This window comes from Caproiciproducens sp. CPB-2, from assembly GCF_036287215.1.
In the GTDB taxonomy this organism is placed as follows: Bacteria; Bacillota; Clostridia; order Oscillospirales; family Acutalibacteraceae; genus Caproiciproducens.
Map to the genome: position 1 here is coordinate 2,998,089 of NZ_CP142860.1, position 19,643 is coordinate 3,017,731.

A 19,643-nucleotide genomic window follows, 5' to 3' on the forward strand; every position below is an offset into this window, starting at 1 on the left:
TCAGGAGGATTTGTATCATGGATCACAAAGTTGTCATCGGATATGCTCCCACGCGCAGAAGAATTTTCAGTGTAGAGGACGCCTTAAAGTACAAAAAGATTATCAGAGACAAACTCAGCGAGCTTGAGATCGAATTCGTGGACATTGAAGACATCAACGAAGAAGGATTGCTCCGCTGCGCCGAAGATGTCGAGCCTGTCATTGAAAAATTCAGGGCGGCTAAAGTTGACGCGCTGTTCATCCCGCACTGCAATTTCGGTTCCGAGCACAGCTGCGGTAAAGTGGCGCGCGCCCTGAACGTCCCCGTCCTTCTCTGGGGTCCGAGGGACGAAGCGCCGCTGGAGGACGGAAGCCGGCTTCGCGACACCCAGTGCGGCCTTTTCGCAACCGGAAAGGTCCTGCGCCGGATGCAGGTTCCTTTCACCTATATTCCCAACTGCAACGTCGGCGATCCTCAGTTTGCGGAAGGCGTCAGGAATTTTGTCGCTGCCGCCAATGTGGTAAAAGAATTCCGCAGAGCGCGCATTCTCCAGATTGCAACGCGTCCGACGGATTTCTGGACGATGATTTGCAACGAGGGCGAACTTCTTGAAAAATTCGGGATTCAGCTTTTCCCGATCACGATGGTGGAATTCACCGAAAGAGTGAAGGAACTCGCGGCGTCAAAGAATGAAGAAGTGGACAAGACGGTTTCCCTGATTCACGAAAAAATGAAGGTCTGCATTCCCGAGGAAGACGTCCGCAAAGTTGCCGCGCTCAAGACGGCCATGAAGCTGTTTGCAGTTGAAAACGGCTGCAACGCGGTTGCGATTCAGTGCTGGGATGCCCTGCAGCAGGCCCTGCATATGATGCCCTGCTGCGCGAATGCCCTTCTTACCGAAGAAGGGATTCCCGTAGCCTGCGAAACCGATATTCACGGCGCCGTGACTTCCATCATGACGATGGCCGCCGGCATGGGAAAAACTCCGTCCTTCTTCGTCGACTGGTCCGTCCGCCATCCCAGCAACCCGAACGGCGAACTGCTGCAGCACTGCGGTCCCTGGCCGCTTTCGCTGGCAAAATCCACACCGGTGCTCGGCAGGCCCTTTGCTTTCCCCGAGCACTGCCCGGGCTCCGTATCCGCAGAAATCAAAGGCGGGCCGATCTCCCTCTTCCGCTTCGACGGCGACAACGGCGAGTACGGAATGCTCATGGGGAATGCCAAAGGCATCGAGGGGCCGTATACGAACGGAACCTACCTGTGGGTGGAAGTTCCCAACTGGCCGAAAGTGGAATCCATGATCGTCAAAGGCCCGTATGTTCATCATGCCGTGGGCATTCACGGCAATCTGCTGCCGGTCATGCTCGAGGCGCTGACCTACATAAAGGGGGTACGTCCCGATTTCTACGACGAGGAGCAGGAACGCAAAACAAGAAACTTTTATTTTGAGTAATACCATTCGGGAATATCTCTTTTAAAATATGCCGTCGTCTGGAGGATAAAAAATGAAACTAATGGGTGTCGACGTTGGCACGACCGGCGTGAAAGCCGCAGTATTTGATCTGCAGGGCGATATGCTTGGCTATGGTTTCCATGAATACGACGTGATCTGCAAAAAGAACGGCCTGGCGGAACAGGATGCCGAGCTCGTCTGGAAGTATACGAAAGAAGTCATGGCGGCTGCGGCCAGGCAGTCCGGAGATGATATTGCAGCCATCAGCATTTCAACGCAGGGGGACGCCGTGATCCCAATGGACCGGCAGCGAAACGCACTGGGACATGCGCATCTGGGGATGGATTATCGCGGAACCCGTGAAGCGGCGGACATTTCAGCTCTTCTGGGCGACCGGCATATTTTCGATATCACGGGCATGCGGCCGCACCCCATGAATTCCATGGTAAAAATCATGTGGATTGTGCGCCATCAGAAGGAACTGTGTGAAAAAGTCTGGAAATTCGTCACCTATTCCGATTTTCTGCTTGCTAAAATGGGAAGCGACGAACCGGTAATGGATCTTACAATGGCCTCCCGCAGCATGGGGTTGGATTTGAAAACGGAACAATGGTGCCCGGAAATCCTGAACGCAGCCGGAATCGACATTTCATGGCTGAGCCGTCCCGTCGAATCGGGGACCGTGGTCGGAGAGCTGTCCCCCGCGCTTTGCAGCGAGCTCGGCATACGAAAAGGTGCGAAGCTGACGGCCGGAGGCCACGACCAATGCTGCGCGGCGCTGGGAGCCGGAATCGCCGGGGAAAACATGGCGCTTGATTCCCACGGCACCGCGGAAGTCGTATCGACCGCTTTTGGAAAAGAGCAGCTCAGCGACATTATGTACGAAAGCTATTTCCCATGTTACCGGTACGCGGCAAAAGGAATGTATTTCACCTTTGGGCTCAATCATACGGCGGGTATTTTGATGAAATGGTATCGGGATAATCTGGGGCTTCCGGAAGTAGCGCAGGCCGAACGGCTGGGAGAGCGCCCGTTTGAGCAGATAGCCAAAACCGCCACGCCCGGGCCGTCCCCCCTGCTGGCGCTTCCCCACTTTAACGGCAGCGGAACGCCGACCTGTGACACGCAGTCAAAGGGCGCGATTCTGGGGCTGACGATGGCATCCACGCGCTTCGACATCGCAAAGAGCCTGATGGAAGCCACCGCTTTTGAGCTCAGGGGCAACCTCGAGAGGATGGAAAAAACCGGAGTCGGGATCGAAAGCCTTCTTTGCGTAGGCGGCGGAGCCCGCTCGGCGATTGATCTGCAGCTGAAAGCAGATATTCTGGGAATTCCGGTTTCAACCCTGAAAATCCGGGAAGCGGCCTGCCTGGGAGCCTCTTTCCTGGCGGGAATAGGGGTTGGGGCGTACGACGGTCCTACAGACGCCGTCAGCCGTGTCCAATCGGATAAAACATACGATCCCGACAAAAAGAACCACGCAAGGTATCATGACAAGTATCAAATTTATACCGGACTTTACAAATTATTAAAAGATTTAAATCATAAACAGGAATGCTGGTGATAAAATGCTAGATCTCGTGCCTTACATTAATGACCCGAATTCGCTCATCTCGCATAAATGCCTCGTGAAAATCAACGCGGTTTACAAATCCCTCAAATCGGCGGAAATGAAAGCTGTTGACTTCATGCTCAACCATCCTCTGGAATTTGCCAACAACACCATCGTCGATCTGGCCGCGCAGGCGGGGTGCAGCGAAGCTACGATTGTCCGGGTGGCGCGCAAGCTCGGATTCAGCGGATACGTGGAGCTGAAGGGATCGCTGCTGCGCACAAAAAATGACAGCGACGTGCTCTATGAAGCGATTTCTTCGGAAGACAATGAAATGGATGTCGTCCGCAAAGTATTCCAGACCTCCATTCAGGCTGTTTCCGATACATTGAACATCATTGACATTTCCCACTACGAACAGGCCGTCGGGGCCCTGCAAAAAGCTGGCAAGGTCCTCTTCATCGGAGCGGGCGACGCGTCGACGGTCGCGATGACGGGGTACTATAAATTCAGCAGGATGGGCATCAACGCCATATTCTCACAGGACTACGATATTCAGCTGATTTCCGCTTCCCAGCTCGATAAAGGGGACGTAGTGATAGCAATCTCGCATTCCGGGCAGACGAAAACGGTGATCGATGTTGTCCGCGCGGCGAAAGGCGAAGGCGCAACCATCATCAGCATCACTAATTTCCCGATGTCGACGCTGGCAAAGCTGTCCAACATTTCTCTGATCACCGCAGCCTATGTCAAAAACGTTATCGGAGAAATCATGACAAAACGTATTCCCGCGCTTTGCATTATCGAAAGTCTTTATATCAGTCTGGCTCGTAAAATGGACATGGCCATTGCGGTTGCGATGGAAAAATCCAACGAGATTCTCACCACCAATAAAATATAATTCTACTCACAGATTTTTAAGAACGGGTTCCCAGCCTCTGCCGCAAGCCAAAGATTTTTAGTCCCATGTTTCACGCAATTTTCTTGAGAGAACAGCCGTCATATCAAAGGGGCCGCCCCCGATAAATCGAAAGCGCAGGAAGAAAACTTCCTGCGCTTTCGATTTACCCTATGATCCAGACTGCGAGCGAATGTTTTCCATTGCTGTCCGCATGATTTTTCTTTATTATCGCCATCAAGACGGTCAGGGGCTTAAAAAATGATTCACTTTAAAAAGAAGGAAGGCATCCTGAAATTACGACGCCATGATGGATTTTGATATTATGATAAAAATCAACTTGCAATATGTAAAATTATAGTTAAAATACCAAAATTTTGTCGGCTTATTATTGATATATTTATATTCAGGAAGTATACTGGAAAAAAGTATCCCTTTTAAACACGAAAATTCAGAGGTGGACAAATGGAAGATCACCGCATTTTAGCACACATCGATCAAAAAACCGGCCGCGAACAGCCGCTTTCGGAGCACAGCCGGAACGTGGCCGCATCCTGCGGGAAATCCTGTGAAAAAATCGGGCTTTCTTCCCTTGGGCTGCTGGCCGGCCTCCTGCATGACAGCGGCAAGGGAACGATGCAATTCCAGCGCTATCTGCGCGGCGGAGACGCGTCGCAGCGGGGGAAAATCCCCCACTCCTTCTGCGGAGCCCGGTACTGCTATGAAAACTGGGGATTGGACGGCTCCGTCAAGGGGCTTACGGCGGAACTTCTTGCCGCCGCTGTCTGCGGGCACCACGGCGGGCTGCCGGATGTAACGGGCGTTACCGGGGACGACTGCCTGCGGCGGCGCGCGTGGCCCGAAAAGGAGATCAGCTACGAAGAGGCTTTACAAAACTATTTTCAGGAAAGTTCCTGTCCCCGGGAACTGGACGATCTGTTTCTGAAAGCGCAGCAGGAGGTTGGAAAGCTCGGAAATTCCATCCGAAGCCTCTGTGAAAAAATTCCCGCCGGCGGCAGAAGGAAGGCGTTCTGCTTTCTTTTGGGAATGGTCCAGCGGTATCTGCTGAGCTGCCTGATCGACGCCGACCGGTATGACACCTTTTTATTTGAAGCAAACGAGCAGGAACCGCAGCCGCCGGATCTGCATGCTTTATGGCGGGAGCTTTCCGAAAAATTGGAAAACCATCTGCGGGGATTCTCCGGGCAGTCCCCCATCGACCAAAAGCGCCGGGCAATTTCCGGGCAATGCCTTCGGTTCAGCAAAAACGGCAGCGGAATCTACCGGCTGTCCGTACCGACCGGCTCCGGAAAAACGCTCAGCTCCCTGCGCTACGCCCTGAACTGCGCAAAGGAAAACGGCAAGGAGCACGTCTTTTACATAGCCCCCTATAAAAGCATTCTGGAGCAGAACGCTTCGGATATCCGGGCCGCCCTCGGCCTGGATGACGAGAATGCACAGACGGCCAGAATCCTGCTGGAACACCACAGCGACGTGGTTGTTGACGACGAGGAAAAGGAGGAGGCCGGCCGCCGCGAGCTCCTGACCCAGCGGTGGTCGCCGCCGGTGATCCTCACCACCACGGTACAGTTTCTCAACACGCTTTTCGACGGGAGGACCGGATGCGTACGACGCATGCACAGTCTGGCAAATTCCGTGATTATTCTGGACGAGGTTCAGGCGATCCCTGTGAAATGCACGCTTCTGCTCAACGCGGCGCTGGATTTTCTCGCGTACGTCTGCAACTGCGCGGTCGTTCTCTGCACCGCGACCCAGCCGAGTTCGGAGGAGCTAAAAGTTCCGGTTATTCCGGGCGAGCCAGCGCAGATGACCGAAAATCTGGAAGAGACGTTCGCGGCCTTCCGACGCACCCGGGTCGTGGACAAAACCGCCCAAGGCGCTTTTTCCGCGGACCGGCTGGCGGATTTCTGCGCCGGCCGGCTGGACGGCTGTGAAAACCTGCTGGCAATTCTGAACACAAAATCCGCCGCAGCTTCCCTGTACCGCACACTGCAGTCCCGCATGGAGGAGCTCCCGCGGGAAGAGCGCGTGCCGCTCTATTTCCTGAGCACCAGCCTGTGCCCGCAGCACCGTATCGACCGGATCCGGGAAATCCGCGACAGGCTCAAGGTTCCGGGCGCCGGCCGGATGGTCTGCGTCAGCACCCAGCTGATCGAGGCCGGGGTCAACCTGTCTTTCCAGTGCGTGATCCGCTCTCTCGCCGGGCTGGACAGCATTGCGCAGGCTGCCGGGCGCTGCAACCGCCACGGGGAAAGCGCCTGCCGCGATATTTTCATTGTGAAATGCGCGGATGAAAATCTCTCCTCGCTTCCAGATATCCAAAAGGCACAGGAGGCCGCCGCCGAAGTGCTGGATGCCTTTCGGATCAATTCCGGGCAATTCGGGGACGACCCGCTTTCCCCCCGGGCGGTCAGGCGATATTACCACGACTACTATCATCTACAGGAGCATCAGCTTCCTTATCCCGTCAGCGAAAAAGACGATCCCAAGCTCTTCGCTCCGACCGATTTGTTCGATCTCTTATCCGAAAATTCCCTGTCCCGAAAAAGCAGTGCGGAAAACCGTGTTCCCCGCCCGCCGCACCCGATGCATCAGGCGTTTGAAACGGCGGGAAAGCTTTTTGAAGCCATTGAAAAGGGCGGCCTTGACGTGATCGTTCCGTATGGGGAAGGAAAAAACCTGATCGCGGAGCTGTGCGCGGAACCCGATCTGCGCGAGCTGCCGGGGCTGATCCGGCGGGCGCAGCGTTTTACCGTCCACCTGTTCGACGGCGAGCGGAGAAAGCTCAGCGATCTGGGAGCGATCCATATTCTGCCCGACAGCGGCGCGGCCATTCTGCGCGAAGGGTTTTACCACCCCGACCTCGGCGTACAGACACGCCGCGCGGAAATGGACACACTGATCGAATAATCTGTTTACAGAAAGGAGAATCATCATTGGAATATGAAAACAGCGTAAGTTTTCTGGTTTCCGGCAAAATGGCGCTTTTCAGCGACCCGGTCACAAGGGCCGGAGGGGAAAAATGCAGCTACCAGGTACCGACCTATCAGGCGCTCAAGGGTATTTTGGAATCCGTGTACTGGAAACCGACTTTTGTGTGGCATGTGGACGCGGTGCGGGTCATGAACCCCATCTGCAGCCGGTCGGAGGGGATCCGCCCCATCGGTTATACCGGCGGGAACACGCTTTCCATTTACACGTACCTGACCGACGTCGCCTATGAGGTAAAAGCCCATTTTGAGTGGAACGAAAACAGGCCCGACCTTTCGGGCGACCGCAATGAAAACAAGCATTACCTGATCGCGAAGCGCATGATCGAACGCGGCGGGCGGCGCGACGTATTCCTCGGCACAAGGGAATGCCAGGCGTATGTCGAGCCCTGCGAATCCGGGTTTTCCGATACGGCGAAAGGGTATTACCGAGATACGCCCGAGCTTTCCTTCGGCCTGATGTTCCACGGATTCAATTATCCCGACGAAACCGGACGGAATCAGCTGGAAAGCCGCTTCTGGTATCCGAAAATGAGAAACGGCGTCATCGAATTCTGTACCCCCGGGGACTGCCCCGTGGTAACGGTCATTAAAAAGCAAAAGCCAAAGGCGTTTGTAATCGGGCAGAACATGTCCGGCTGCGACGGTCCGGCAAAGGAGGCGGCACCGAATGGGCTGGATGCAGAAGCTCTATGAAACCTATGAAAACTGCCAAAGCCTTGTGGGCGTAAAGGAAGGCGAGCTCCCTCCCCTCATGCCCATTTACCACACCATCCAACAGGCGCACGTGGAAGCGGTCATCGACACCAACGGCTGCTGGCGGCCCGGCCGCGCGAAGGTCCTGGCCGACAAAAAGGACCGGGCCACGCTGATTCCCTGTACGGAACAGTCGTCCGTCAGAACCAGCGGCCCCGTACCCCACCCGCTGTTTGACGGTCTGAAATACATTGCGGGGGACTACGGAAACTACCGTGACCCGAAAAGCAGCCACTACGCCGAATATATTGAGCAGCTTTCCGCATGGTGCGGTTCGCCGTACGTCCATCCGAAGGTCCGCGCCATTCTGGAATATCTGAAAAAGGGAACGCTGATGGCCGATTTGATTCGCGACAATATTTTATACCGGGAGGAATCCGGGCGGCTGCCGGAAAGCTGGGACGGCAAAAAAGAAGATACCCCTCCCATTTTCAAAGTGTGCTCCAAGGACCAGGCCGATGCCTTTGTCCGATTTTGGGTGGTTCCGGCGGACGGCTCGGAGGATTTGCAGAGCCGACCGTGGGAGGATGAAACCGTTTGGAAAAGCTTTATCGACTATCAGAACAGCCTGCAGACGGACCGGGGCTACTGCTATGTTTTAGGAAAAGAGATGCCCGTGTCTTCCTTCAGCCCGAAATATATCCGACGGCCGGGCGACGGCGCAAAGCTGATTTCCGCCAACGACGACAGCAGTTTCACCTACCGCGGCAGATTTGAAACGCCTTCCCAGGCGTTCTGCGTCGGGCGGGAAACGACGGAAAAAGCCCACAACGCCCTAAAATGGCTGATTCCCCGGCAGGCTTATGTCAACGGGGACCAGATCATCCTTTCGTGGAGGACGGACGGCAGCAAAGCGATCGACCCGTGTGAAGGAGCGCTGGATTTGCTGTTCGACCTTGAGCCCGACCCGCCGCCGGTCACGACCGGGGAGGAATTCGCGGCGCGTTTTACAAAAGCGATGGCGGGATACGGCGGCAATCTGAAAGGCTGGGAGGACATGTGCGTCATCGGGCTGGATTCCGCCACACCGGGCCGGCTTTCCGTTTTTTACTACCGTGAAATGCAGGCGAAGGACCTTTTTACGCGCGTGAAAAGCTGGCACGACACCTGTTCCTGGGAGCTGTACGGCTTTCCTGAGACCGCTTGGAAGTCGGGTGAAAAAACAAGGCCGATGCCTTTCCGGGGCGCGCCTTCCCCAAAATCCATTGTGAAGGCGGCCTACGGCAGCCGCGCCGACGACAAGCTTATGAAAAGCGCCGTACAGCGCCTGCTGCCGTGTATTGTGGACGGCGCTCCCCTGCCCGAAGACCTGATGCTCTGCGCAGCCCGGCGCGCCTCCAACCCCGAGGCAATGGACAAAGGGGAATACCGAATGACGCTCGGGGTCGCCTGCGCCTTAATCCGCAAATACCGCAACGACCGCATCAACCATAAACAAATCAAGGATGAAACATACAGGGAGGTTTGGACCATGGCATTGAATCCGGAGGAAAACGACAGAAGCTACCTGTTCGGCAGGGCGCTCGCCTACGCGCAGCAGATCGAAAGCTATTCGCTCGGGCTGTCGGAAACATCCCGCAGCACCAACGCGGAGCGGGTGCAGGCGGCGTTCAGCCAGCACCCCGCGAAAACATGGAAAACGTTATACCATCAGCTTCTGCCCTATCTGCAGAAGCTCGGCGACAGGGGGAAACGGTACCGGGAGGAGCTGGACGAAGTGATTTCCCGTATTCCCGTCAGTGAATTTTCAAACGCTCCGCTCTCCGAAATTTATCTGCTGGGCTATGCGTGCCAGATGCAGAAATTTCATGAGGAAAAGCAGGAAAACATCCGTAAAAAAATGGAAGCTGCTGAAAGCAGTACAAAAGGAGAGGAAAATAAATGAGCACACTGGCCAACAAGATCGACTTCGCGGTAATTTTGTCCGTAAAAAATGCAAACCCGAACGGCGACCCGCTGAACGGCAACCGTCCCCGCGAGACCTATGACGGCATCGGCGAAATTTCGGACGTATGCATCAAACGGAAAATCCGCAACCGCCTGATGGATATGGGGCAGCCTGTTTTCGTCCAGTCCGATGACAAACGCGCGGACGGCTTCAAAAGCCTGAAGGAACGCGCGGATTCCGTAGACGAGCTGAAAAAGACAAAAGACAGTGAGCTCTATGCGAAAGTCGCCTGTGAAAAATGGATGGATGTGCGTTCCTTCGGGCAGGTCTTCGCTTTCAAAGGCAACGACGTCTCCGTCGGCGTACGCGGTCCCGTTTCCGTCCACCCGGCCTTCAGCGTCGACCCCATCGACATCGCCAGCATCCAGATCACCAAAAGCGTCAACAGCGTGACGGGAGATAAGAAATCCTCCGACACCATGGGGATGAAGCACTGCGTTCCTTTCGGCGTCTACGTGTTTTACGGCAGTATCAACTGCCAGCTGGCGGAAAAGACGGGATTTACGGAAGAGGACGCAGAGCTCATCCGCAAAGCACTGATTTCTCTGTTTGAAAACGACAGCTCCTCGGCGCGGCCGGACGGAAGCATGGAAATCTGCAAGGTATTCTGGTGGAAGCACAACTGTAAAACCGGACAGTACTCTTCCGCCAAGGTGCACCGTTCCCTACACATTGACCAGATCGAAGGCAAAAAGGCCCCGGGCGGCAATCTGCCTTTCCGTATGGAGGATTACTATACCGTCACGGTCGATACGCTGGACGGACTCACCCCTGAAATTTACGATGGAATATAGCGAGGAGGAATTTCTGAGCATCGCCGGCCTCCAGCATTTCGCTTTTTGCCGCCGCCAGTGGGCGCTCGCCTATCTTGAGATGCAGTGGAACGAAAACCTGCGCACCGCCGAGGGCCACATCCTGCACGAGAACGCGCACGACTCCTTCTCCGCTGAAAAGCGCGGAGACCGGATTATTTCGCGCGGGATGGCTGTGTTTTCCCGCAGACTCGGCGTAAACGGAGTCTGTGACATCGTGGAATTTCACGCTTCTCCCCACGGCGTGCCCATTTTCGGCCGCGAAGGGAAGTGGCTTCCCGTGCCGGTGGAATATAAGCGCGGGGCGCCGAAAGAAAACGACGCCGACCGTCTGCAGCTGTGCTGTCAGGCCATGTGCCTGGAAGAAATGCTCCTGTGCGGAGAAATTCCAAAGGCCTATCTGTATTACGGAGAAACCGCCCGCAGGACCGCCGTCCCTCTGGACGAAGCCCTGCGCGGGAAAGTCGCCGCCATGCTTTCGGAAATGCACGAGCTTTCCCGTCGGAAATATACACCCCGCGTAAAGCCGGCAAAAAGCTGCAACGCCTGCTCGCTGAAAGGGCTTTGTTTACCAAAGCTGTGCCGCGGCGGTTCTGCGGCGGATTATCTGAAAAAGCGTCTGGAGGAATTTTCGTGAAGATATTGGGAAACACGCTGTATGTTACTTCACAGGACGCCTATCTGGCGCTGGACGGTGAAAACGTGGTCATACAAAGGGAAGAAAGCGAAACCCGGAGGATTCCGCTGCATAATCTGGACGGAATCGTCACCTTCGGCTATACGGGCGCCAGCCCCGCCCTGATGGGGGCCTGCGCCGAACGCGGCGTCGTGCTGACCTTTCTCACCATGCACGGGCGTTTTCTGGCGCGCGTATCGGGAACGGAACAGGGAAACGTGCTGCTGCGCAAAACCCAGTATCGCTTTTCCGATGACGAGGCGCAAAGCGCGGGGATCGCCCGGGGTTTTATTACCGGAAAACTATTTAATTCCCGCTGGATTGTCGAGAGGGCCGCCCGGGATTATCCCCTGAGACTGGACAAGGAAAAACTGAGCGGCGTTTCCGCTTCTCTGGCGGACGCGATCCGAAGCCTTCCGTGTGCGGAAACACTGGAAGATATCCGGGGGATCGAGGGGAAAGCGGCGACACAGTATTTTTCCGTGCTGGACGATATGATCCTGCAGCAGAAGAACGACTTCTTCTTCCGCAGCCGCAACCGCCGCCCTCCCATGGACAACGTCAACGCGATGATATTCTTTGTCTACACCCTTCTCGCCCACGATACGGCCTCCGCTTTGGAAACCGTGGGGCTGGACCCTTATGTCGGGTTTCTGCACCGCGACCGGCCGGGAAGGCTTTCCCTCGCGCTGGATCTGATGGAGGAGTTCCGTTCGGTTCTGGCAGACCGCTTTGTTCTGACTCTGATCAATACGAAGCAGGTCAACGGCGGAGGTTTTATCCAGAAAGAAAACGGCGCCGTCCTGATGGACGATGATACGCGAAAAACCATTCTGACTGCCTGGCAAAAGAAAAAGCAGGAACAGATCACCCACCCAATGCTTGGAGAAAAAATGGAGTGGGGCCTTGTCCCGTATTCGCAGGCTTTGCTTCTTGCGCGGTACCTGCGCGGAGACATGGATGTTTATCCGCCGTTTTTATGGAAATAGGAGAAGTCATATGCTCGTATTAATTACTTATGATGTAAATACGGAAACCCCGGCCGGGCAAAAACGATTGCGCAAGGTCGCAAAAGTATGCGTAAATTACGGACAGCGTGTCCAGAATTCCGTATTTGAATGTATTATGGACGCCGCCCTGTGCTGCACGGTCAAGCATCAGCTCGAAAAAATAATCAACCCGGAAAAAGACAGTCTCCGTTTTTACTACCTTGGCGATCACTACAAAACAAAGGTCGAACACATGGGAGCAAAACCCTCTTTTGATGTTACGGAACCGCTTATTTTATAAGGTGCGAACGGCAAGCGCACATGCTTTTACTCTGCTGTTCGCACCTTATAATGTTTTATTATTATTTCTATTAGGAATTATATTCTGATTTTTTGAGATGATCTCCAGCCAATTTATAGGAAAATCGCTGTTATCTTTCTTGATAACATGCGATTCATTTGTTACTTTTTGCTGTCGCTCCCCACACGGGAGCGTGGATTGAAATAAGAATTTGGTTGCTCCTGCTCAGGCTCCGAAGGGTCGCTCCCCACACGGGAGCGTGGATTGAAATGGTATCAAGGACAAACCTATGCGAAAGAGCGGAAGTCGCTCCCCACACGGGAGCGTGGATTGAAATCCTATTCGGCTGATTCGGATAGGCTATGCACTGCGTCGCTCCCCACACGGGAGCGTGGATTGAAATGGCTCGGACGGCAGCACCGAAGAATAAGGCCCGCGTCGCTCCCCACACGGGAGCGTGGATTGAAATACTATGAACGATCAGAAGAAAAACGAGATCATCAGTCGCTCCCCACACGGGAGCGTGGATTGAAATGCGAGCTGCTCGACCTCAAGGCCGGAGCTCCCGCGTCGCTCCCCACACGGGAGCGTGGATTGAAATGACAAGCACTTCGCCTCGAATCTCGGGACGATCGGTCGCTCCCCACACGGGAGCGTGGATTGAAATGAGTCACGGGACGCGAAGGCCGTCCTCGGCGTCTGTCGCTCCCCACACGGGAGCGTGGATTGAAATGCACTCGGCACCAACGTCAAATATGCGGCGACGCGTCGCTCCCCACACGGGAGCGTGGATTGAAATGCCTTGCACCACGCAAGGAAGTCGTCGTAGTCGTGTCGCTCCCCACACGGGAGCGTGGATTGAAATGGTATGCGTGGTACAATTCCACATGCAACCGCAGGTCGCTCCCCACACGGGAGCGTGGATTGAAATCTCACAGCGACCGCCAAGTTCACCGGGGCGCCGAGTCGCTCCCCACACGGGAGCGTGGATTGAAATCTCTCCCACGCTACGGGGCCGTGGCTCGACCTCGTCGCTCCCCACACGGGAGCGTGGATTGAAATCTCCAAGCGCTGTTTTAAAGCCTTACGAGCTTCGGTCGCTCCCCACACGGGAGCGTGGATTGAAATAAACTCAGCCGCTTATTGAGAAGATGCAAGAGGAGTCGCTCCCCACACGGGAGCGTGGATTGAAATGATTGAGGGGATATAATTGTCGGAAGCCCAGGTAGTCGCTCCCCACACGGGAGCGTGGATTGAAATCATCCGTACAGTCATATACCGTTGCGGCCAACTTGTCGCTCCCCACACGGGAGCGTGGATTGAAATAGAATGGCGAACCGGGTAAAAGTGGAAGATAGAAGTCGCTCCCCACACGGGAGCGTGGATTGAAATAATATGGTTGCAATGAAATCCATACAGCAAAGATGTCGCTCCCCACACGGGAGCGTGGATTGAAATACTGACGTCTGCGCAGCGGTAGATATCCTTACCAGTCGCTCCCCACACGGGAGCGTGGATTGAAATGTAATGCCTGAGCATAAAACCCACTGGAAAAAGCGTCGCTCCCCACACGGGAGCGTGGATTGAAATTTGCTGGAGGTTACAATATCCAACGTCTTCACAGTCGCTCCCCACACGGGAGCGTGGATTGAAATTGCACTCAGTGCCCCCGCCTCCATCAACTCGTGAGTCGCTCCCCACACGGGAGCGTGGATTGAAATGCATTACTTTGCGGGCCGCGCGCTGCCTGTCTATGTCGCTCCCCACACGGGAGCGTGGATTGAAATGCATTACTTTGCGGGCCGCGCGCTGCCTGTCTATGTCGCTCCCCACACGGGAGCGTGGATTGAAATGTATTCGCGTAAACCTCAACCCGTGGAGCCAGAGGTCGCTCCCCACACGGGAGCGTGGATTGAAATTATTCCGGTACTCCGGGGAGTGGAAAAAGCTTAAGGTCGCTCCCCACACGGGAGCGTGGATTGAAATACCACGCCGCAATCCTGTTTCGAGTAAGAATGAAGTCGCTCCCCACACGGGAGCGTGGATTGAAATATCCCATGATCTTTAGCCCAATTGATACTCGCATGTCGCTCCCCACACGGGAGCGTGGATTGAAATGACAAAGGCCATATTTTACCTCCTTAAAATGAGGTCGCTCCCCACACGGGAGCGTGGATTGAAATGATTTTATCGTTACGACTATGGAGGCGTGGCTTGGTCGCTCCCCACACGGGAGCGTGGATTGAAATGATTTTATCGTTACGACTATGGAGGCGTGGCTTGGTCGCTCCCCACACGGGAGCGTGGATTGAAATCATCATCTGAGCACTGTACCAAGTCGGCAGCACGGTCGCTCCCCACACGGGAGCGTGGATTGAAATATGATGACGAATCGAATTATCTTGATCAGCTCCCGTCGCTCCCCACACGGGAGCGTGGATTGAAATTTATTCCGAAAAACAGACACTGGCAAGGAAAAGGGTCGCTCCCCACACGGGAGCGTGGATTGAAATTCGATGGACTCTTTGAATGCATTCAAGCCGCTTGGTCGCTCCCCACACGGGAGCGTGGATTGAAATGGTTATTACCTACACAGCGGGCTATGATGCCGATGTCGCTCCCCACACGGGAGCGTGGATTGAAATATTCACCGTACTGGACATCCTTCGGGGCCTTGAGTCGCTCCCCACACGGGAGCGTGGATTGAAATATGGCTGCAAGCCTTTATGAACTGCGTGAAATCGTCGCTCCCCACACGGGAGCGTGGATTGAAATATGGCTGCAAGCCTTTATGAACTGCGTGAAATCGTCGCTCCCCACACGGGAGCGTGGATTGAAATGACATTTGCCCTGTCTGCGGATGGGAAAATGATGGGTCGCTCCCACACGGGAGCGTGGATTGAAATCAATTAATCAAACGGCAAATCTTCTGCCGCAATAGTCGCTCCCCACACGGGAGCGTGGATTGAAATCTTTCTATCGGTTTCTCCGGCATTTTTAGGTCGCTCCCCACACGGGAGCGTGGATTGAAATTTTCATGTAGCCATAAATTGCATGCTCAACTTTAGGTCGCTCCCACACGGGAGCGTGGATTGAAACAACTCTCATGTAAGCGCATAATTAATGATTATGCGTCGCTCCCGCACGGGAGCGTGGATTGAAACTTCCTCCTGTTCCGGCTTGTGGGCGTAGGCAAGGTCGCTCCCATACAAAAACTAACTGCGCGCTGAACGTTCTGCGTAAAAATCCAATTTGGAATTTTAATTGCACAATCATCCGGTATCCTTGATAGCAGGGCCTTGTATAACGTCGATCTGAAGGAAGGACGGTGACCGCTTGAAACACATTCCGAATATTCTCTCTATCAGCAGGATCGTGCTTCTGCTCTTTCTGTTTTTTACACTTCACAATCCTCCGCTGTTTTCTGTAATCTATCTTTTCTGCGGACTCAGCGATATTCTGGACGGCTATATCGCGCGGAAAACGAAAACGCAAAGCGATCTGGGCGCCCGACCGGATTCCATCGCGGACTTTCTCCTGTTCACGGTCATAACCGTATCCGTTATTCTGTGGATCGGGGAAAAGGGCCGGGTATTTCTTCCCCTTGTTATCGCTGTTGCCCTCATTCGTCTTGCAAATATTGTAATGGCTGCCCTGAAATACCATACTCTCGCCATGCTGCACACCTGGGGAAATAAACTGGCGGGATTTCTTCTTTTTATAACCCCGTTTTTCCTTCTTTACCAGCATACACAGATTCTCTGGCCCGTATGTATCGTCGCGGCCCTGTCCGCAGCAGAGGAAAGCCTGATCCATCTCACCTCCCCCACCCTTGACCTCAACAGAAAAAGCATCTTTAAATTTTGACATTACAGAGACCAAATAGAAAAAAGGCCGTTAAAACGGCCTTTCTCACGGTAAAATATTATCGTATACCGACGGCCGTCAGGCCGTTTTCTTTTTATGAGCGCTATTCCCTGGGCTTGATTTTCAGATAAAGGCTGAGCGCAATTCCAAGCAGTATGCACAAAGCGGCTGTAAGCATTCCATTCACATAGACGGGCATCTGATTCCCGATAATATAAATATTCCTGCCGCCATAGCCGGTATTTGCATATGGCTGGGCAGCCGTCTGTACCGCCTGCGGCTGAGCCGGATTCTCCGCTTCCGCAGCCGCTGAAAAATCATCTTCCCCTTGCGCTGCCATTTCTTCTGTTTCCTTTTCAGGCAGTTGGGCCTTCCCGGCATCCGTTTTCTCCGGCCCGGATGCCTTTTCACCGGAACGCGGCGGATCCGAGCTGAGTCCGGCAGACCCCGCGGGTTTTTCAGCCCTGCTGACAAGGACGACATACTGTACCTGATTTGTTTTATCGGCGGAAGTGACCGTCGCGACAATGGGCGTATCCGTGCCGGGCTTGAAAAGGGATTTCCGGTTGATTTTGACCGTCCCGCCTTCTTCCGCGCGGGCGTAAAATTCCACCGACTCCACCGTGTAACCGACGGACATCCGGTATTGATAGACGTCGGGGGAAAATCCCGGTACCAGCTCGCCGTTATACGGGTCCAAGCGGGAAAGCGCCGCCTCGTCGGAAGGCTCTTCCTCCGGCGGTTCGATGGAAACGGTCAGATTCTCCTCAATATCCACATCCAGCTGCTTCGCCGCATAGTTGCACACTTCGTCGATATGCGCGTTGATCGCCGTATCGCCCGAAGAAGCGCCGTCCCTGACCTGAAACACAAAGGAAATGATATTCCCGGAAAGCTGGGGCGCGGCGCCCTGATCCACGTTGCACACATAAACGCTGCAGATCGGGTTCGACACGCTGTTTGTGACCATCGTCCCGCTTTTGATCTGCGAGGACGTCTCGGTACGGACAAAGCTGAGCGCTTCGGCGTGATACCCAATCCGCATCCGGAACCCGGCCGCGGTGTCGGGGACCTGCCCCGCGTTGATCTGCAGCTTGACCAGCTCCCCGCGCGCGGCGGAGGACTTGTCCACGCTGTATGTAAAATAGGGTACGGTAGCGGCGTGCGCAGGAATCCGTAAAATCACCGGAAGCAGCAGTAAAAGCAAAAAGGCGCGAAGATCCTGTTTTTTCACAGACGGCTCCCCCCAACGGCAGATAGATAAAAACCAGCTGAGCCGGTTTTCCGGCAAAGCTGATTTTTAAAAAACATTTGATTTATCAAGCGGTAACGGTCTGCCCCATTCCGTTCGCGCGCAGATCGCGTAAGAGTTTTTTACGCAGGACTTGCAGCCGGAAACGGTTATACCGCTGGATGATGGCAAAGGGCAGGTTTCCAAGCATAATCAAAAAAGAAAACACGATTCCCACTAAAAAGGGGTTAATCAGCATTGTAACGACAATACAGATACAGTTTTTCAGATGCACCCACTCGCCCCTGCAGGTTTCAAAAATAAACTCGTCGACATAATCAATGGAAATATCCGTAAGATGCTCTTTGGAAAAGCCGTCTTTGCCGATATGCTGCGGCACTCTGTCCTTCCAAAGCTGAATCTTCAATTTATCCCTGTACCAACGCCCGCCGTGTTCCCATTCCTTCGGCGCGTAACGCTCCTTCTGGGAAATGGAATGGGGAAGCTTGACACCGGCCAGAAAGACCGTCAAATGCCAGACGCCGATAATAAAAAGATTCCATAGAAACATGTTGAGAAATGATAGATTTTTCAGCATTTGTAATCCCTTCCCTGTAAAAATGAAAGTCCGGCCAATCATAATATGCATGTGATAATATTAACGTACACATATTATAATACAATTTACAGGCATGTGCAAGATGAAAGCCGATCAGCGTTCCCTGTATTTTTTTACAATCATGTTCGCGCATTTGTAAACGTCGCCGCCGCCCAGGGTAAGGATCAGATCGCCGTCTTCCGCGTTGGCGGTCACGTACTCCGTAATTTCCTCAAAGGTTTTAAACCATACGCTGCCCGGGATTTTGTCGGCCAGATCCTTTGCGTAAATATGGTAGGTGTTCTCCTCGCGCACCGCGAGGATTTCGGAAAGGACAACCCTGTCCGGGATGGAAAGCGCCTTTGCGAATTCGTCCAGAAGCAGGTAGGTTCTGGAATAGGTGTGGGGCTGGAAAACCGCCCACACGCGCCGGAAATTCATTTTCATGGCGGCGGAAAGGGTCGCCGTCAGTTCCGTGGGATGGTGCGCAAAGTCGTCGGCAACCGTAATCCCGCCGAACGTGCCGAGGATTTCAAAACGCCTGTGGACGCCGGTAAACTGGTGCAGGCTTTCCGCGATGGTGTCTGCCTTAACGCCCATGCTGTCCGCCGCGGCAAACGAAGCCAGCGCGTTATAGATATTGTGCTTTCCGGGGATACTCAGCGTTACATCCGCGAGCTTTTCCCCGTTTTTCATCACCGAGAAGCATTCCCTTGCCCCTTTTGTGTCCGCGATATGATCGGCGTAATACTCATTGGACGGGTTCAGGCCGAACGTAACGACGGACGCATTTTTTATGCCCTCCACCGCCTTCATGGTATTGGCGTCGTCGCCGTTGACAATGAGCGTCTTTGACGTCTGGAGCGCAAACTGATGGAAGGATTTTATGATATTCTCCACCGTCCCGAAGTAATCCAGATGGTCGGCGTCTATGTTGAGGATGATCGACGTTTCGGGGTTCAGCTGCAAAAAGGTGTCCACATATTCGCACGCCTCGCAGACGATGGTGCCGGATTTGCCCACGCGCCCGTTCCCGCCGATCAGCGGGAGCTTTCCGCCGATGACAGCCGAGGGGTCTTTTCCCGCGTGAAGCAGAATCTGGGTAATCATCGCGGTCGTGGTCGTCTTGCCGTGCGTACCGGAAACCGCCACCGGGTGCGGGTAGCGGCGCGTCACCATGCCGAGCATGACGGAGCGCTCCACAACCGGGATTCCCTTTTCGCGGGCGGCGACAAGCTCCGGGTTGTCGGCCTTGACGGCCGCCGTGTACACGAGCATTTCGGCGTCGCCTATGTTTTCCGGCCTGTGACCCATTGAGACGGGAATTCCGTAGGAACGGATCCTGGCGAGCGTATCGGACTCGTTGGTGTCCGACCCGGTCAGTTCATAGCCGCGGTGGTACAGGATTTCAGCGATCGGGCACATGCCGGAACCGCCGATTCCCACAAAATGTATTTTCTTAACCTTGGATAAAGTATCTTGATAATCCATGCTTGTTGAGCTCCTTAAATGAGATAATGTGACAGCGTTTCCAATTCAATTGCAGCGTTTTCGGTTAAACCGCTCCTCAC

At 54.3% G+C, this 19,643-nt stretch carries 14 protein-coding genes and 1 CRISPR repeat array; of the genes, 11 read left to right on the forward strand and 3 right to left on the reverse strand.

The window, feature by feature from the left end; all coding sequences use genetic code 11:
- The first annotated feature begins 17 nt into the window (after positions 1-17).
- The 11 genes from VXK30_RS14890 to VXK30_RS14940 all read left to right on the forward strand — a co-directional run bounded on the left by VXK30_RS14890 (position 18) and on the right by VXK30_RS14940 (position 16,243).
- The gene (locus VXK30_RS14890) at positions 18-1,433 is read left to right on the forward strand and encodes an L-fucose/L-arabinose isomerase family protein (protein WP_275713500.1); all 1,416 of its coding nucleotides are present in this window, start codon (positions 18-20) and stop codon (positions 1,431-1,433) included.
- A gap of 52 nt (positions 1,434-1,485) precedes the next feature.
- On the forward strand, positions 1,486-2,997 hold the full coding sequence (locus VXK30_RS14895) for an FGGY-family carbohydrate kinase (RefSeq protein ID WP_275713498.1): 1,512 nt from the start codon (positions 1,486-1,488) through the stop codon (positions 2,995-2,997).
- A 4-nt stretch (positions 2,998-3,001) separates the two neighbouring features.
- Positions 3,002-3,886, forward strand: coding sequence for a MurR/RpiR family transcriptional regulator (locus VXK30_RS14900; protein WP_275713496.1), 885 nt, complete (start codon positions 3,002-3,004; stop codon positions 3,884-3,886).
- A gap of 462 nt (positions 3,887-4,348) precedes the next feature.
- Entirely contained in the window at positions 4,349-6,814 is a 2,466-nt protein-coding gene (gene cas3, locus VXK30_RS14905) for a CRISPR-associated helicase Cas3' (RefSeq protein WP_275713494.1), read from the forward strand.
- 26 nt (positions 6,815-6,840) lie between these two features.
- Complete coding sequence (gene cas5c, locus VXK30_RS14910) at positions 6,841-7,590, forward strand: type I-C CRISPR-associated protein Cas5c (RefSeq protein ID WP_275713492.1); 750 nt, start codon at positions 6,841-6,843, stop codon at positions 7,588-7,590.
- On the forward strand, positions 7,565-9,535 hold the full coding sequence (gene cas8c / locus VXK30_RS14915) for a type I-C CRISPR-associated protein Cas8c/Csd1 (protein WP_275713491.1): 1,971 nt from the start codon (positions 7,565-7,567) through the stop codon (positions 9,533-9,535). Before cas5c ends, cas8c begins: the two co-directional genes overlap by 26 nt.
- Positions 9,532-10,392: a type I-C CRISPR-associated protein Cas7/Csd2 gene (gene cas7c / locus VXK30_RS14920; protein ID WP_275713489.1), complete on the forward strand. Its 861-nt coding sequence runs from the start codon at positions 9,532-9,534 to the stop codon at positions 10,390-10,392. Before cas8c ends, cas7c begins: the two co-directional genes overlap by 4 nt.
- A complete protein-coding gene (gene cas4, locus VXK30_RS14925) occupies positions 10,382-11,047 on the forward strand; it encodes a CRISPR-associated protein Cas4 (RefSeq protein ID WP_275713488.1) in 666 nt (221 codons plus the stop codon). The genes cas7c and cas4 overlap by 11 nt, the downstream gene beginning before the upstream one ends.
- A complete protein-coding gene (gene cas1c / locus VXK30_RS14930) occupies positions 11,044-12,075 on the forward strand; it encodes a type I-C CRISPR-associated endonuclease Cas1c (protein ID WP_275713487.1) in 1,032 nt (343 codons plus the stop codon). Before cas4 ends, cas1c begins: the two co-directional genes overlap by 4 nt.
- Positions 12,076-12,085: 10 nt before the next feature.
- Positions 12,086-12,376, forward strand: coding sequence for a CRISPR-associated endonuclease Cas2 (cas2, locus tag VXK30_RS14935; protein ID WP_275713486.1), 291 nt, complete (start codon positions 12,086-12,088; stop codon positions 12,374-12,376).
- Between the two features lie 173 nt (positions 12,377-12,549).
- Positions 12,550-15,409: direct repeats of the CRISPR family, unit length 32 nt; unit sequence GTCGCTCCCCACACGGGAGCGTGGATTGAAAT.
- A gap of 303 nt (positions 15,410-15,712) precedes the next feature.
- Positions 15,713-16,243: a CDP-alcohol phosphatidyltransferase family protein gene (locus VXK30_RS14940; RefSeq protein WP_275713485.1), complete on the forward strand. Its 531-nt coding sequence runs from the start codon at positions 15,713-15,715 to the stop codon at positions 16,241-16,243.
- A gap of 103 nt (positions 16,244-16,346) precedes the next feature.
- Here VXK30_RS14940 and VXK30_RS14945 read toward each other — a convergent pair whose 3' ends face one another.
- From VXK30_RS14945 to murC, 3 genes are all read right to left on the reverse strand, one after another.
- Positions 16,347-17,477: a cadherin-like beta sandwich domain-containing protein gene (locus VXK30_RS14945; RefSeq protein ID WP_275713484.1), complete on the reverse strand. Its 1,131-nt coding sequence runs from the start codon at positions 17,475-17,477 to the stop codon at positions 16,347-16,349.
- An 85-nt stretch (positions 17,478-17,562) separates the two neighbouring features.
- Positions 17,563-18,072 carry a hypothetical protein gene (locus VXK30_RS14950; protein ID WP_275713483.1) on the reverse strand — a complete coding sequence of 170 codons (510 nt, stop codon included), beginning with the start codon at positions 18,070-18,072 and terminating at the stop codon, positions 17,563-17,565.
- A 114-nt stretch (positions 18,073-18,186) separates the two neighbouring features.
- On the reverse strand, positions 18,187-19,563 hold the full coding sequence (gene murC, locus VXK30_RS14955) for a UDP-N-acetylmuramate--L-alanine ligase (protein ID WP_275713481.1): 1,377 nt from the start codon (positions 19,561-19,563) through the stop codon (positions 18,187-18,189).
- Positions 19,564-19,643 lie beyond the last annotated feature (80 nt).